This is a genomic window from Salmonella sp. NW884 (genome assembly GCF_051700745.1).
GTDB lineage: Bacteria > Pseudomonadota > Gammaproteobacteria > Enterobacterales > Enterobacteriaceae > Salmonella > Salmonella enterica.
The window spans coordinates 50,269-66,024 of sequence record NZ_JAMMDE010000012.1; the positions used below are offsets into that span (position 1 = coordinate 50,269).

Consider the following 15,756-nt stretch of genomic DNA (forward strand, 5'->3'; position numbering starts at 1 on the left):
GAACAGGAGAAAACCATGGCCGATTGGGTAACAGGTAAAGTCACTAAGGTGCAAAACTGGACTGACGCACTGTTCAGCCTGACCGTTCACGCCCCCATTAATCCTTTTACTGCAGGCCAATTTACCAAACTCGGACTGGAGATCGATGGCGAGCGCGTTCAGCGCGCGTATTCCTATGTCAATGCGCCTGACAATCCGAATTTAGAGTTTTATCTGGTGACGGTGCCGCAAGGAAAGCTCAGCCCGCGGCTGGCGGCGCTAAAACCTGGCGATGAGGTGCAAGTGGTCAGCGACGCGTCGGGTTTCTTTGTACTGGATGAAGTGCCTGACTGCGAGACGCTATGGATGCTGGCGACCGGAACCGCTATTGGCCCGTATTTGTCTATTCTGCAATATGGGCAGGATGTCGCGCGCTTTAAAAATCTGGTCTTGGTCCACGCCGCACGCTTCGCCGCCGATTTAAGCTATCTGCCGCTAATGCTGGAACTGCAACAGCGTTATGAAGGCAAGCTGCGCATCCAAACGGTGGTCAGCCGGGAGAGCGTGCCAGGCTCGCTTACCGGACGCGTGCCAGCGCTCATTGAAAACGGCGAGCTGGAAAAAGCCGTTGGATTACCGATGGATAAAGAGACCAGCCACGTCATGCTGTGCGGGAACCCGCAGATGGTGCGCGATACGCAGCAACTGCTGAAAGAGACCCGACAGATGACTAAACATCTGCGCCGCCGACCGGGGCATATGACGGCTGAACATTACTGGTGATGTTTTACCGAATGGCGGCTGGGGCTTATCCGGCCTGCAAATCATCACCAATCTGTAGGCCCGGTAAGCGTCAGCGCCACCGGGCAAATTACGGTTTACCGCCCGTTACAGCTCTGCCTTAAACTTCACGTCCTGTGTCGCTTTCCCAAACTTATTTTCCCCCTGAACACCGACAAACGCGCCCAGATCGATAAGCATCATCACCAGGATCAGCGTCGGAATAAATCGCCCGACGACCCACTGCCACATCCCCGGCAGCATCACCCAGTTTCCGGCCAGCAGCATCCACGCCAGAATCATCAGCAACGCCCACGCGCCGGAGCGTCCCCGGTCATGCAGACGTTTGACCATGACGGCGGCGGTCGGCCACAGCAGGCACACCAGGCAAAATGCCGCCGTTTGGATATCAAGCAGATTTTTCCCCGCCAGCGAAAATAGCGCCAGCATCCCGGCAAACCAGAGGCCGATCCAAATCCAGAAATCACGGCGTCCGATACGCCCTTTAAATGAGAATAACCATTGCTGTATGGTCATGTAAGTTCCTTATATTTTGCCTTCCGCTACAGTTTACCCTTTTGACAAGCCCGACAGTTATCGTTTTAATCGTGAGCAGTCCTAACGAAAGGTAAGATTGATGAAGCCAGGATGTACTCTGTTTTTACTGTTGTTTTCTGCTCTCACCGCCAGCATAACGGCGCACGCGCAGCTCTCTTCATCGACCACGACAGCGCCCTATCTGCTGGCGGGCTCGCCAACCTTTGATCTTTCTATTAGCCAGTTTCGTGAGAACTTTAACCGCCAGAATCCCGATCTGCCGCTCAATGAATTTCGCGCCATTGAGAATAGCCGCGATAAGGCGAATCTGACCCGCGCCGCCAGTAAGATTAACGAAAATCTGTATGCCTCCACGGCGCTGGAGCGCGGTACGCTCAAAGTGAAAAGTATGCAGATTACCTGGCTGCCCATTCAGGGGCCGGAACAGAAAGCGGCGAAAGCGAAAGCGCTGGAATATATGGCCGCCATTATTCGCACTGTCGCCCCGTTGCTGACAAAAGAGCAAAGCCAGAAAAAACTGCAAAAGATGCTTATCGCCGGTAAAGGTAAACACTATTACGCCGAGACCGAAGGCGCGGTACGTTATGTTGTCGCAGATAACGGCGAAAAGGGGCTGACCTTCGCGGTTGAACCGATTAAGCTGGCGTTATCTGAAAATCTAGAAGGGGCGAATTGATGACAAAAAGCAAAGCCTTTCCGGGGATGAATCTCTATACTGTTTCACAGACCATGCTGCTCTGACGAGCGGCCATCTTCCTTAATTCGCTGACTAAGCGTGGAGAAATGAAATGCGACATCCTTTAGTGATGGGTAACTGGAAACTGAACGGCAGCCGCCACATGGTAAACGAACTGGTGGCTAACCTGCGTAAAGAACTGACGGGCGTAGCAGGCTGCGACGTGGCAATCGCTCCGCCGGAAATGTATATCGATCTGGCGAAACGCGCTGCTGCCGGTAGCCACATTATGCTGGGCGCGCAGAACGTTGATCTGAATCTGTCTGGCGCATTCACCGGTGAAACTTCGGCTGAAATGCTGAAGGATATCGGCGCGCAGTACATTATTATCGGCCACTCCGAGCGTCGTACTTATCACAAAGAATCTGACGAGCTGATCGCCAAAAAATTCGCCGTACTGAAAGAACAAGGTCTGACGCCGGTACTGTGCATCGGTGAAACCGAAGCGGAAAACGAAGCGGGCAAAACAGAAGAAGTGTGCGCACGCCAGATCGACGCGGTACTGAAAACGCAGGGCGCGGCAGCCTTTGAAGGCGCGGTTATCGCTTACGAACCCGTATGGGCGATCGGTACCGGTAAATCTGCAACTCCTGCGCAGGCGCAGGCAGTGCACAAATTCATCCGTGACCACATTGCTAAAGCTGACGCGAAAATCGCTGAACAGGTCATTATCCAGTACGGCGGTTCTGTTAATGCCTCCAACGCAGCCGAACTGTTCGCGCAGCCGGACATCGACGGCGCGCTGGTAGGCGGCGCTTCTCTGAAAGCTGACGCCTTCGCGGTGATCGTGAAAGCAGCAGAAGCTGCTAAAAAAGCGTAATTCGCTTTAGCGGGTCTTTCCCCGGTCGCGCTTCGCAACCGGGGTTATCGCCTGGTAGCCCGGACAGGTGCGTAGCACCGCCTCCGGGAAAATCCCCAAGCGGAACAGGCTACAGTTTCCCCAACGCCTGATACCACAGGTAGTCCAGCGGCAGCAGAATCAAATAGCTCACCACCGCTAGCGCGATACATAACAGCATTCCCGCCCGCGCAGGAACTTTCCCTAGTCCCATCGCCACCACAATCGGTGACGCCTGATACGGCAGCAGCGGCGTGGAATACCCCAGTACTTGAATCATGATCGCGCTCAATAGTGGAAAACCGGTAGCATCGGAAAAGCTCTGCGCGAAGGTGGTATACAGCGCCGGTACGCCATTAGCGGTCATAATAAAGTTCAGCGCGCTGGTAATTCCGGTCAGCGCGAGGAAGCTGGTAAACGGACTCTCTTTATCCAGCGGCATAATATGCAGCAGCGCATTTCCCACGACGCTGCCAATACCCGTGTGAGTGACGGTGATCGCCAGCCCCAGAATCCCGGCGACGTAAATACAGGTACGGATATTCACGCCGCTGGAAAACTCGTCGCCGTTGATAAAACCAACGCGCGGCAGAAGCGTTATCACCGCCGCCGCCAGCCCCGTCCAGGCTGGCCCCACGCCGTGCCAGCTTTCAGTCACCCAGAGCGTCAACACCACCGCCAGCAGCCATGCCAGGCGCTTCTCATCATGGCTCATCGGCGGCAGCGGCGTCATGTCGCGCGGCGGATGCGGTTTACCGGGAAACAGCCAGCATATCAGCGCAATCAGTACCGCCCCTTTTAGCCAACCGAGCACCGGCGTATGCAGAAGTAAATAAGGTACATAATTCAGATGGATGCCGTATGAACCTTCCGCCGCGCCGCTCATCACCAGATTCGGGACGTTAGCAGGCAAAATGGTGGCCGACAGCTGGAAAGTACCGAATCCCACCGCCAGCGCCAGCCCATACCAACCGCGTGTGCCATCCTCAATCCCCGCGCGTTTCGCCATGGCCGCCACAATCGGCATCAGCAGCGCAATGCGCCCCATATTTGAAGGCATAACAAAGGCCAGGGCATAGCTGAGCAGCACCACGCTGCCAACCATCAGCGGCCATGAGTCGGTGAGCCGCGACGAAAGCACCCGCGCCGCCCTGTCCGCCAGCCCGGTTTTGCGAATCGCGATCCCCAGCACAAAGCCGCTGAACACCAGCCAGAAGGCCGATGAAGCAAAGCCGCCGAAGATAACCTCCGGCGGCGCGATTTTGGCGATCATCGCCACAGCAAAAAATAGCAGTGCGGTCATAAACTCCGGCAGTAGCGAAGTCGCCCACAGAAGGATAGTAACGCCAACGATGATGGACGGGAGGAACAGAGGATGGGACAACCAGAGCGACATACCTGTCTCCTGACGATTTTTTCAGCAAGAATACGACGGACAGTCAGGCAGGTAAACGCCAGATATAGTGGGGTTATCGCAGGATTAAGCGGACAGATCAGTGATAATGAATTTCACCAAAGTATTCAGACAGCACGTAATAGCGGCAATACTCAAAAGGGCTGTCCTTCCCGGCCTGAAACGTCTGTCTGGCGACGGATAACAGCGGTTTATTGGCGGCGATTTGCAATTTTTCGCACAGGTCAGCGGAAGGTAAAATCGCCTCAACTTTTTCTATCGCCGAGTCGCTTGTGACGTTTAATAACGAATAAAGCGACGTATGCTCCAGCGCCTGCGGTGTAAGTTGCAGATCGGGAAAGAAGCTAAGATCGAGATAAATTTTCTCATGGTTAAACGGACGGTTATTCAGGCAACGAATACGCGAAATATAGAGATAGTGATGCTGTGCGGGCAGGCTCAAGCCGTCTGCCTGAGCGTCGCGCGCGCGGCGCGGCGCGATTTCCAGAATACGGTTCTCAATCTCCACGCTGGCGTCCTGGAGATCGCGGGTAATACCGCGAAACGTGTGCCCGTAGCTCACGCCTTCCGGCACCGAGCACACCACCGAACCACTCCCGCGCTGGGAGGAAATAATGCCCGCATTGATTAATTCGCTCCAGGCCTGTTTAACCACAATCAGCGAGACGTTGTAGGATCTGGCAATCTCTTTTTGCGTCGGCAGCTGGCTGCCTAAAGGCAGGGATCCATTTTGGATCTGCTGACAGATGATAAAAAATAGTTGCTTATAAAGCGGAGTAAAGCTCGTTTTATCAACCTGCAAGCTGCGCACCTCACGTCTTCGCCAGCAGGGGACGTTTTACCGTCCCCGGCAGGGTGAATTCGCTACCCTGCGATTTGCCTGGCCAGTTCTGCCAAATCGAAATGATTCATACGATCCAAAGTCGTTAAATAATCGGCGGGAAAAGCCTCCACGCCATGGAATGCGCCGGAAATCGCCCCGACCATGGTGGCGACAGTATCAGTATCATTGCCGATATTAACGCCGGAGATAATAGCATCTACGGCAGAATTCGGACAACACGCGAACAGGCCAAAGGCCGCTGGCACCGCTTCACTCACGTGCAGCCCGGAGCCAATAATATCAGCAAGTTCCACCACCGCCGTTTCCCAATGGCGATGACGTTTACCGATATCTACGGCCAGCTCAATGCGTCGGGCAACGGAAGGCCCGGCCACCATCATCGCCCCTTGCTCCTGCGCCAGCAGATAGCCCCTTTGCGCACCGTAAATACCGGCGGCAATAATGCTGTCTGCATTGGTCTGCGCTCTTAACGCCTCGCTGGTTGCCGCCGCCATCGCCGCTGCGCCGGACATCGCCAGCACGTTATTATGCGTAAAACGGCAAATCTGCAGCGCGCAGTCAATCGCCGCGTCAATATCACCCGGATGCAGCACCGCCGCTGGCCAAATCTTCATGGCGGCGCCGTTCGTTGCCTCCGCATTACCCTTATTAATGATCTGTACCGATTGTTTTTCGCCTTCCAGCTCACCCTGTAAAGAGGCGCGGTTATCATTGAATATTGCCTTCATTGCCGCACGCGTCGTCGGGCCGGTAAAGTTGGCGTAGTACGGGTAATCCAGCCACTGCTGAAAAGCTTCGCGCATCGCTTCGTCGCTGACTTCACGCTGATGGCGCAGCAGCGCATCCATAATGTACTTCGCCTGAATAAAATCATCCGTGCACATACCCGCTTCATTGCAGCGGCCAAACGTGTCCGCAGGCGGTTTTTGAAAGGTCGTCACCCAGCCGCCAAAATAGTCTTTTATCTGCTGCTGGGTGCGTACTTCCGTCGCGGCTCCCATCGCGTCCGCGGCGGCGGCGCCCACCAGGCATCCCAGTATTTTGTTTTGATCAACGTGCATGATGACTCCTTATTTCACGGTCATGGCTTGTGCCAGTGAATGGCTGGAAAGAAAAGTGTTGAGTTGGTCAGGAAACGGTAAAGCGGTCATTGCGCCTTTTGCCGTCACCGCCATAGCGCCGCAGGCATTAGCATTGCTGATGGCCTCCGCCAGTAGGGTATGATTCCAGCAATTTGCGCGGGAAAGGGTGAACAACAGCCCGCCGACAAAAGCATCGCCTGCCCCGGTGGTATCGACAACATCGACGCGCAGTGCGGGGAAATGGAATTCCCCCTCGGCGGTAATCAACAGCGCGCCATCGGCCCCCAGCGAAATGATCGTGGTGTCGCAGCCCAGATCGCGCAGGTAATAACGCGCATCCTGCCAGTGGCTGGCCCCGCTGAGCTGGCACAGCTCATCTGCCGAGACTTTGCAGATAGAAGCCAGCGCGGCGGACCGGGCGATCAGTTCAGGGATTTCATCGGTATTCCCCCACATTTTGCTGCGTAAGTTGACGTCGAATAACACGTAGCCACCGGCTTCTCGCATGCGTCTCGCCCCTTCCAGACATGCTTCGCGAGCGGGACTGTCGGTGAGGCCAATTGAGCTGAAGTAAAACCATTCGTACTGCCTGAACGGCGGCAAATCCTGCGGCGAAACGTAGGTATCAGCCCCCGGATGCACCAGATAGGTAAAGCTGCGCTCCCCATCAGCCGTCAGGTTGACGATCAGCACCGCGCTAGTCAGGTCCGCATCCAGCCGCAGCGAAGAGACATCCACGCCGTTATCCTGGAAAACCTGGCGCAGGAAGCGACCGGCGTCATCGTCGCCAAGACAGCCGATAAAACCGCACTCTCCGCCCAGCCTGGCAACGCATACCCCCACATTCGCCGACGCTCCGCCGGGGCATTTCAGATAGCTGTTCTGTTTTTCCGGCACCAGATCAACGGAGGCATCACCGATAACCCAAACCTTATTCATGGCCTTCATTTGCGCCTCCTTATGCCTGTTTCTGCGCCAGGGCGAGCTGAATATCACGATAATATTTATTGTTAATCAGATATTTTTTCATCAGCAGCCCAACCGCAAGGTGGAACAGAGCCGGAATGAGCGTCATCATCAGCGCAATACCGGTGAGTGAACGCGCGGTCTGTTCAACATCGGCCTGATAACCAAAATGGCTCAGCAGGAATCCGAGTATCCCGCCCGCGATCCCCATCCCAAACTTCTGGAAGAAGAGGATGCCGCCAAACGCCAACCCGGAAACGCGCAGACCGGTTTTCTTTTCGCCGTAATCCACCGCTTCGGCGATAGAGGACCAGAACACCGGCATCTGCATATCGCAGAAGAAATTAATGAGAAAATAGAACGCAAACGCCAGGATAAGATTTTCACGCCCAACGGAGAAATACATCAGCGCGCTCAGGATAAAGGTAATAATCTGGGTGTAGCGGAACATCTTAATTTTGTCCCAGAACTTGGTTATCCAGGTGGTAGCGATCATCGCTAAAATAGAGGCAACGACGCCGGTAGTCAGGAAGGGTGAAATCAGGCTATCTCCGCCGTTCAGATAATACTTGGCGTAATAAGCGGCAACGGAACCGCGAATAACATAACCGCACATCAGCAGCAGAATAACAACGCCGAGAATAATCCACTGATCGTTACGTAACAGATATTTAAACTGTTTCCCCACCGATAGCGAGGTAATTTCCGGCTCGCTGCGTTCACGCGTGGTAAGAAAACAGAAGATAAACAGCAAGGCGCCCATCGCCCCCATCAGCCCCATCGAAAACTGATAGCCCAAAGCCTTATTACCCTGCCCCAGCCAGACGGCAAGCATCGGTACGACGATAGTCACCAGAAAAGCGGCAATCTTGGTCATCACAAAACGATAACCGTTGGCGCTTAACCGTTCGACGGGGTCGCTGGTAATCACGCCAATCATCGAAATATAGGGAATGGTGATCGCGGTATAGACCAGGGTCATAAGAATATAGGTGCCATAGGCCCACGCCAGCTTGGCCATATAAGCCATGTCAGGCGTAATAAACATCAAATACACGGCGAAACCAAAAGGAATGGCAAACCACAGCAGCCACGGGCGGTAACGCCCCCAGCGCGTGTTCAGTTTATCGGTAAGAACCCCCATGGCCGGATCGATAATGGCATCAATCATCCGCACAACCACAAACAGTACGCCAACATCAGCGGCGCTCAGGCCGTAGATATCGGTATAGAAATAGGCGAGGAGCAGCTGCATGGCGATAATCACAACGTTTATCGCCATATCTCCCGCGCCGAAGCCGATTTTTTCCACGATAGAAAGTTTCATGTTGATATTCCTTTACGCTTAACAGCGCAAATCTGGTGAACAATTAATGATGTCACTACATGAAATAAAAACGTTTTTATATAAGCCATCCACCAGACAATCTATGGAGGCTATGAAGAGAGTGTAACTAACCATCAAAAGATATAAAGGTATACCTTTATATCTTTTGATCGGTTTCACATATTTTTATAGACACGATCTTACCCCAGTTTTAAACCGGGATAAGAATCAATAAGATAATGAGCAGGGGGGTGTAACGAAAATCAGCGGGAAGACAAAATGGCGCAACTATGGTCCTGAATCTCTTCCGCCGATGCGCGATTAAGCGTCAGCAGGTTACGCTCGGTCGCCAGCAGGACAAAAGAGTCGTCGCTTTGGCGTACCACCGCCAGCGCATAGCGTCCCATATGATCGCGCGCTTCCGGCACCTCTTCCGCCAGCATCATAAACGGACTACGCTGCGCCAGTTCGCTCTCGGTTACCCGGCGCGCCAGGTATTCATGCCCCATCAGGCCACCCGGCAGCGGAAGCCAGCGAGTGCTGATGCGCGTGAGATCGTTATCCAGTTGTTCCCGAACGTCAGGACGGATGCAAGAAATATGGATATGCAAATGGTCCTGTGAACGACCAAGCCGCGAATTAATCGCCAGCGAGACCGCGCTATCCGGAATATCATGCCCGTATTTTTTACTCATATAGCCGCGAGCCTGCCAGGCCAGCCAGAAAAAGTTGGGCGTAGCGGGTTCCAGCAATAGCGGGCTTTCTGTACCGTTGATACGGTAGGTGGGCATCAATAAATATTGCAACGGACCGTGACGATCTTTAAAGACGACATAGCCGGCGCGAGGTTTGACTTCCGCGCAAGGCGCTGGGTTTTGATGCTGTAACTGATCGGGCAGGCACTGTTCAAGCACGATTTCCCGTAATGCATCAGGATTGCCGGAAAATTTCCAGTAACCGACGCCCGCCGCGGCGACAATCACTATCACCGCCAGTAAAAAGTAGCCTGTTTTTTTCATGATATGCGTTCCCTGTGACCCATAGACGGGGAAGAGTAACGCAAAATTGTGGCAAAGAAAAAACCCGGTAACATAATACGTTACCGGGTTTATAAACGGTTTAGCGTTTGCTGATTTGGTCGAACGTACCGCCATTAGCGAAGTGATCTTTTTGCGCCTTCGCCCAGCCGCCAAACACCTCGTCAATGGTGAAAAGCTTCAGCTTCGGAAACGCATCGTCGTATTTTTTCGCCACGTCAGCATCGCGCGGACGGTAGAAGTTTTTCGCTGCTATCTCCTGCCCTTCCGGCGAGTAGAGATACTTCAGATACGCTTCCGCTACCGCTTTGGTGTCTTTCTTTTCCACCACTTTGTCGACCACGGAAACGGTCGGCTCTGCGAGAATAGATTCACTCGGGGTCACTATCTCAAATTTATCTTTACCCAGTTCATTCGTCGCCAGTAGCGCTTCGTTTTCCCAGGCAATCAGCACATCACCGATACCGCGTTCAACGAAAGTATTGGTTGAGCCGCGCGCGCCGGAGTCCAGCACTTCAACGTTTTTAAACAGGGCTTTGACAAAGTCCTGCGCTTTGGCCTGATCGTTATTGTTGTGGTGCAGGGCGTAGCCCCATGCCGCCAGATAGTTCCAGCGGGCGCCGCCGGAGCTTTTCGGGTTTGGCGTAATCACCGACACACCGGGTTTAATCAGATCGTTCCAGTCATGAATTTGTTTTGGATTGCCTTTGCGGACCAGGAAAACGATGGTTGAAGTGTAAGGTGCTGAGTTATCCGGCAGACGCTTAATCCAGTTTTTATCGATACGACCACGTTCCGCAATAGCGTCCACATCGTAAGCCAGCGCCAGCGTCACGACATCGGCTTCAATGCCGTTAATAACGGAAGTCGCCTGTTTACCCGAACCGCCGTGCGATTGACGGATCACGACGTTGTCGCCGGTTTCCTGCTTCCAGTGCGCGCTAAACGCTTTGTTGTACTGCTCGTACAGCTCACGCGTTGGATCGTATGATACGTTAAGTAACTGAATATCCTTTGCCAGAATGCTGGTTGACGCCAGCAATAATGTGAACCCCACGCCCCACTTTTTCATCGCCCGACTCGCTTATGTTGTGTTGTGATGAGCAAAGCGTGCCAGAAAGAGATCCAAACATTAAAGAATAAAAAAAGATTGGCTATAACTTCGAGGAATAAATCTGAGGGATTGCCGGATGGCGGCTAGCGCCTAATCCGGCCTACACGTTTCTGCAACCTGTAGGCCTGATAAGCGTAGCGCCATCAGGCGCGCAAAAACAATCAGTACAGTTTTTTCGCGCACTCCATCCAGTCGCTTTTGAACGGACGCTTCATGTTTTCAATCGCATCGATGATGTCATGATGAACAAGCTGCTCGTTCTGGATACCGACACAACGACCGCCATGGCCTTCCAGCAGCAGGTCAATAGCATACGCGCCCATACGGGAAGCCAGAATGCGATCGTAAGGTACCGGGGAACCACCGCGCTGAATGTGGCCAAGCACCGTCGCACGCGTCTCACGGCCCGTTTCTTTTTCAATAAAGTGCGCCAGTTCGTCAACATCGCACATATGCTCAGTAATAGCGACGATAGCGTGTTTTTTCCCTTTCGCGATCCCGGCTTTGATTTCGGCCACCAGATCTTCGCGATTAAATTCAACTTCCGGCACCACGATAAACTCACAGCCGCCAGCAATAGCCGCCGCCAACGTCAGGTCGCCGCAATAACGGCCCATCACCTCAACGATAGAGATACGCTGGTGAGAAGAGGAGGTGTCACGCAGACGGTCAATCGCTTCCACTACAGTGCCGAGAGCAGTGAAATAGCCGATAGTGTAGTCGGTGCCTTTGATGTCGTTATCGATAGTGCCTGGCAGACCGATGCACGGGAAGCCCATTTCAGTCAGACGTTTTGCACCCATATAAGAACCGTCGCCGCCAATAACTACCAGCGCATCGATACCGCGTTTTTTCAGGTTTTCGATCGCGACAGCGCGAATATTTTCGTCACGGAATTCCGGGAAACGGGCAGAACCGAGGAAAGTACCGCCACGGTTGATCATGTCAGATACGCTGTAACGGTCAAGCTGAACCATACGATCTTCATACAGGCCCAGATAGCCGTCATAAATGCCCATGACTTCCAGCCCTTCCGTCAACGCTGCGCGCACAACACCGCGGATTGCCGCGTTCATGCCCGGCGCATCACCGCCGCTTGTCAACACACCGATTTTCTTAATCATGACTACCTCTGAACTTTGGAATGCAAAATGAAATCTATTGCCGGAAGCCGATTTCGCACTTCGAAACGATCCAACGAATATACAGATAGTATAACAATCCCTTCCTGCTGAATTGATTCAGGTCAGGCCAAATGGCGGTAATTTATACACAAAATGCTGGCCTGGCTCACTTTTTAACAATCAATTATACAAGCTCGAACTTCCTGCCTTCCCTGGGAACGACTGAACAGGGATCCTGATGAATAATGACATCTGAACCCGGAAAACGCTGTAAAATCGCCTGCTCTACCTGGTCAGCCACAAAATGCGCCTGAACGAGCGGCAGATTATCTTCCATTTCCAAATGAATCTGAATAAAGCGAGTCGGCCCTGACTGCCGCGTGCGGAGATCGTGCGCGCCGCTGACTCCCGGCCATGACGTCACGATATCAATAATTTCCTGTCGTTCCGCATCGGGCAGCGCGCGATCCAATAATGACTGCACCGCCTCATACCCCATACGTAACGCGCTATACAAAATATAGATGCCGATACCTAACGCAAACAGGGCATCCGCACGATGCCAACCGTACCAGGATAACCCAAGCGCGATAAGAATCGCTCCGTTCATCATAACATCAGACTGATAATGAAGCATATCCGCCCGTACCGCCTGACTTTGGGTCTTGCGTACCACCCAGCGCTGAAACGTGACCAGTATAATAGTGCATATCAGAGCGATGACGGTAACGCCAATCCCCACGCCGGGGTCGTTCATTGGCGTCGGCTTAATCAGATTCTGGATACTGGTCAAAAACAGAAACAACGCCGAACCGGAAATAAACATACTTTGCGCCAGCGCCGCCAGCGACTCCGCTTTACCGTGCCCAAACGTGTGTTCATCATCTGCGGGTTGCAGCGAATAACGCACGACCAACAAATTCGTCAATGACGCGGCAATATCCACCAGCGAGTCCACCAACGCCGCCAGAATACTCACCGATCCCGTATACCACCACGCAAAAATTTTGATCAAAAGTAACGCTGATGCCATCGCCGTTGCCGCGATAGCCGCCCGGCTAACCAGCCGTCCATAGGTTTGATTCATAAATACTCCCGCTATCTTCTGCCGGTAGTATAACGGATGGTTTAAAACAGTAAGCTAATAACAGAATGACAAACTGGAGATAAAAAAAACCCCCACATCATGTGGGGGAAGACAGGGATGGTGTCTATGGCAAGGAAAACAGGGTTGTTACTGGGAACGTGAGTTGCTACTACTCAATAATTTCAACGATGAACTTTTTTGCCATTGCGCCACGTCGCGCAGTTGCTCCATTCGTTGCTGATGCTTTTCATTCAAAACCGCTTGCTGCTCCGGCGTTAACAGGCGATACATCTGGTTACGCACGCGGGCCATTTCGACCTGGCGGGCAACCTGCTCTTGCGCCATTTTTTCTGCCTGAGCGCGCACAGCGCTTTCATCAAATTTTTCTGCGGTGACAAGCCGATGCATTGTCTCCATTTCGCTAACATTAACAGGAGGCTGTTCATGCCTTGCCTGTTGCATAAGATCTCGCATCTGCTGACGCTGATGTTCGGTTAAACTTATGCCGTCAAACATATGATTTTGCGCGCTACGCTGCGTGGCCCCGTCACCGGGGTGCCAGTTATCGCTTGTAACAACTTCAGCTGCGTGGCTTAAAAAACTGAATGCCAGCGTTGAGGCCATAACAGCAGCGGTAACTTTGCGCATCGCTTGCTCCCAAAATCTTTTCTGTCGCGATTCAACGAGAGACAGTTTACGATTCGGGCTGCAAACATGCGTCAGGGGGTGTAAAACAACGTAAAGTCATGGATTAGCGACGCCTGATGACGTAATTTCTGCCTCGGAGGTACGTAAACAATGAATAAAATCCTGTTAGTTGATGATGACCGAGAGCTGACTTCCCTGTTAAAAGAGCTCCTCGAAATGGAAGGTTTTAATGTCCTGGTGGCCCACGACGGCGAGCAGGCGCTTGAGCTTTTGGATGACAGCATCGATTTACTTTTGCTTGACGTCATGATGCCGAAGAAAAACGGTATCGATACGTTGAAAGCGCTTCGCCAGACACACCAGACGCCTGTCATTATGCTGACCGCGCGCGGCAGCGAGCTGGATCGCGTTCTCGGCCTTGAGCTGGGCGCGGACGACTATTTACCCAAACCATTTAACGACCGCGAGCTGGTAGCGCGCATCAGGGCTATTTTGCGCCGTTCCCACTGGAGCGAACAGCAGCAGAGCAGCGACAACGGCTCGCCGACGCTGGAAGTTGATGCGCTAAGCCTTAATCCGGGTCGCCAGGAAGCCAGTTTCGATGGCCAAACGCTGGAGCTGACCGGTACGGAATTCACCCTGCTCTATTTGCTGGCGCAACACCTCGGCCAGGTGGTTTCCCGTGAACATTTAAGTCAGGAAGTGCTGGGTAAGCGCCTGACGCCGTTCGATCGCGCCATTGATATGCATATTTCTAACCTGCGCCGCAAACTGCCGGAACGCAAAGACGGTCACCCGTGGTTTAAAACATTGCGTGGTCGCGGCTATCTGATGGTTTCCGCTTCATGATAGGAAGTTTAACCGCGCGCATCTTCGCCATCTTCTGGTTGACGCTGGCGCTGGTGCTAATGCTGGTACTGATGTTGCCCAAGCTCGATTCACGCCAGATGACCGAGCTGCTGGACAGCGAACAGCGCCAGGGATTGATGATAGAGCAACATGTAGAAGCTGAACTTGCGAACGATCCGCCCAACGACCTGATGTGGTGGCGTCGCCTGTTCCGCGCGATCGATAAGTGGGCGCCGCCTGGACAGCGGTTATTACTGGTGACCTCTGAAGGACGCGTGATCGGCGCTGAACGCAGCGAAATGCAGATCATTCGTAACTTCATTGGTCAGGCGGATAACGCCGATCATCCGCAGAAGAAAAAATATGGCCGCGTAGAGATGGTGGGGCCGTTCTCCGTTCGCGACGGAGAGGATAATTACCAGCTTTACCTGATTCGACCGGCCAGCAGTTCGCAATCCGATTTTATTAATCTGCTGTTTGACCGCCCGCTTCTGTTGCTCATTGTCACGATGCTGGTCAGTTCGCCGCTCTTGCTATGGCTGGCATGGAGTCTGGCGAAACCGGCGCGTAAGTTGAAAAACGCGGCTGATGAAGTGGCGCAAGGCAACCTGCGTCAGCATCCGGAGCTGGAGGCGGGTCCGCAGGAGTTCCTCGCCGCTGGCGCCAGTTTTAACCAGATGGTGACGGCGCTGGAACGGATGATGACCTCGCAGCAGCGTTTGCTGTCAGACATCTCCCATGAGCTGCGAACGCCCCTTACGCGCCTGCAACTGGGTACCGCGCTGCTGCGTCGTCGTGGCGGCGAAAGCAAAGAGCTGGAGCGTATTGAAACCGAAGCGCAGCGTCTGGACAGCATGATCAATGACCTGCTGGTGATGTCGCGTAACCAACAGAAAAACGCGCTGGTCAGCGAAACGATGAAAGCCAATCAACTATGGGGCGAAGTGCTGGATAACGCCGCCTTTGAAGCCGAACAGATGGGCAAGTCGTTAACGGTAAATTATCCGCCAGGGCCGTGGCCGCTCTATGGCAACCCAAACGCGCTGGAAAGCGCGCTGGAAAATATAGTTCGTAATGCGCTGCGCTATTCACATACGAAGATTGAAGTCGGCTTCTCGGTGGATAAAGACGGTATTACGATCACGGTCGATGACGACGGGCCGGGCGTCAGCCCTGAAGACCGCGAGCAGATCTTCCGTCCGTTCTATCGCACTGATGAGGCGCGCGACCGCGAGTCTGGCGGCACCGGGCTGGGGCTGGCGATTGTCGAAAGCGCCATGCAGCAGCACCGCGGCTGGGTGAAGGCTGACGATAGCCCGCTCGGCGGGTTGCGGCTCACGCTGTGGCTACCGCTGTACAAGCGAACCTAAAAA

General features: G+C 53.5%; 16 protein-coding genes. 5 read left to right on the forward strand and 11 right to left on the reverse strand.

Annotated elements, in window-relative coordinates; translation table 11 throughout:
- Nucleotides 1-15 precede the first annotated feature (15 nt).
- Nucleotides 16-762: a ferredoxin--NADP(+) reductase gene (fpr, locus tag NA197_RS20275; RefSeq protein ID WP_000796303.1), complete on the forward strand. Its 747-nt coding sequence runs from the start codon at nt 16-18 to the stop codon at nt 760-762.
- A gap of 105 nt (nt 763-867) precedes the next feature.
- On the opposite strand, the gene NA197_RS20280 is transcribed toward fpr, so the two are convergent.
- Nucleotides 868-1,296: a DUF805 domain-containing protein gene (locus NA197_RS20280; RefSeq protein ID WP_000155236.1), complete on the reverse strand. Its 429-nt coding sequence runs from the start codon at nt 1,294-1,296 to the stop codon at nt 868-870.
- Nucleotides 1,297-1,396: 100 nt separating this feature from the next.
- Here NA197_RS20280 and NA197_RS20285 point away from each other — a divergent pair, with 100 nt between their 5' ends.
- Together NA197_RS20285 and tpiA are read left to right on the forward strand one after the other, a co-directional pair.
- Nucleotides 1,397-1,993, forward strand: a complete 597-nt coding sequence (locus NA197_RS20285) for a YiiQ family protein (protein ID WP_000802241.1) — start codon at nt 1,397-1,399, stop codon at nt 1,991-1,993.
- Between the two features lie 112 nt (nt 1,994-2,105).
- Nucleotides 2,106-2,873 carry a triose-phosphate isomerase gene (gene tpiA, locus NA197_RS20290; RefSeq protein ID WP_017441865.1) on the forward strand — a complete coding sequence of 256 codons (768 nt, stop codon included), beginning with the start codon at nt 2,106-2,108 and terminating at the stop codon, nt 2,871-2,873.
- Nucleotides 2,874-2,982: 109 nt separating this feature from the next.
- Here the strand turns inward: tpiA and NA197_RS20295 are convergent, their stop codons facing one another.
- The 10 genes from NA197_RS20295 to cpxP form a co-directional block, all read right to left on the reverse strand.
- Nucleotides 2,983-4,287, reverse strand: a complete 1,305-nt coding sequence (locus tag NA197_RS20295) for an SLC13 family permease (RefSeq protein WP_000061007.1) — start codon at nt 4,285-4,287, stop codon at nt 2,983-2,985.
- Nucleotides 4,288-4,384: 97 nt separating this feature from the next.
- On the reverse strand, nt 4,385-5,107 hold the full coding sequence (locus tag NA197_RS20300; protein WP_023227083.1) for a GntR family transcriptional regulator: 723 nt from the start codon (nt 5,105-5,107) through the stop codon (nt 4,385-4,387).
- Between the two features lie 62 nt (nt 5,108-5,169).
- Nucleotides 5,170-6,210, reverse strand: a complete 1,041-nt coding sequence (locus NA197_RS20305; RefSeq protein WP_000557878.1) for an ADP-ribosylglycohydrolase family protein — start codon at nt 6,208-6,210, stop codon at nt 5,170-5,172.
- A gap of 9 nt (nt 6,211-6,219) precedes the next feature.
- Entirely contained in the window at nt 6,220-7,179 is a 960-nt protein-coding gene (locus NA197_RS20310) for an aminoimidazole riboside kinase (protein WP_064043060.1), read from the reverse strand.
- Between the two features lie 10 nt (nt 7,180-7,189).
- On the reverse strand, nt 7,190-8,524 hold the full coding sequence (locus NA197_RS20315) for an MFS transporter (protein ID WP_064043059.1): 1,335 nt from the start codon (nt 8,522-8,524) through the stop codon (nt 7,190-7,192).
- A 263-nt stretch (nt 8,525-8,787) separates the two neighbouring features.
- Complete coding sequence (locus NA197_RS20320; protein WP_000750762.1) at nt 8,788-9,543, reverse strand: CDP-diacylglycerol diphosphatase; 756 nt, start codon at nt 9,541-9,543, stop codon at nt 8,788-8,790.
- Nucleotides 9,544-9,643: 100 nt separating this feature from the next.
- Nucleotides 9,644-10,633, reverse strand: a complete 990-nt coding sequence (locus NA197_RS20325; protein WP_000758711.1) for a sulfate ABC transporter substrate-binding protein — start codon at nt 10,631-10,633, stop codon at nt 9,644-9,646.
- Nucleotides 10,634-10,836: 203 nt separating this feature from the next.
- Nucleotides 10,837-11,799, reverse strand: coding sequence for a 6-phosphofructokinase (gene pfkA, locus NA197_RS20330; protein ID WP_000591793.1), 963 nt, complete (start codon nt 11,797-11,799; stop codon nt 10,837-10,839).
- Nucleotides 11,800-11,983: 184 nt separating this feature from the next.
- On the reverse strand, nt 11,984-12,886 hold the full coding sequence (fieF, locus tag NA197_RS20335) for a CDF family cation-efflux transporter FieF (protein ID WP_001077320.1): 903 nt from the start codon (nt 12,884-12,886) through the stop codon (nt 11,984-11,986).
- A 147-nt stretch (nt 12,887-13,033) separates the two neighbouring features.
- Nucleotides 13,034-13,534, reverse strand: coding sequence for a cell-envelope stress modulator CpxP (cpxP, locus tag NA197_RS20340; protein WP_001233463.1), 501 nt, complete (start codon nt 13,532-13,534; stop codon nt 13,034-13,036).
- A gap of 150 nt (nt 13,535-13,684) precedes the next feature.
- On the opposite strand from cpxP, the gene cpxR reads away from it, so the two are divergent.
- Together cpxR and cpxA are read left to right on the forward strand one after the other, a co-directional pair.
- A complete protein-coding gene (gene cpxR / locus NA197_RS20345; protein WP_001033731.1) occupies nt 13,685-14,383 on the forward strand; it encodes an envelope stress response regulator transcription factor CpxR in 699 nt (232 codons plus the stop codon).
- Complete coding sequence (gene cpxA / locus NA197_RS20350) at nt 14,380-15,753, forward strand: envelope stress sensor histidine kinase CpxA (protein ID WP_000580402.1); 1,374 nt, start codon at nt 14,380-14,382, stop codon at nt 15,751-15,753. The genes cpxR and cpxA overlap by 4 nt, the downstream gene beginning before the upstream one ends.
- Nucleotides 15,754-15,756: the final 3 nt, after the last annotated feature.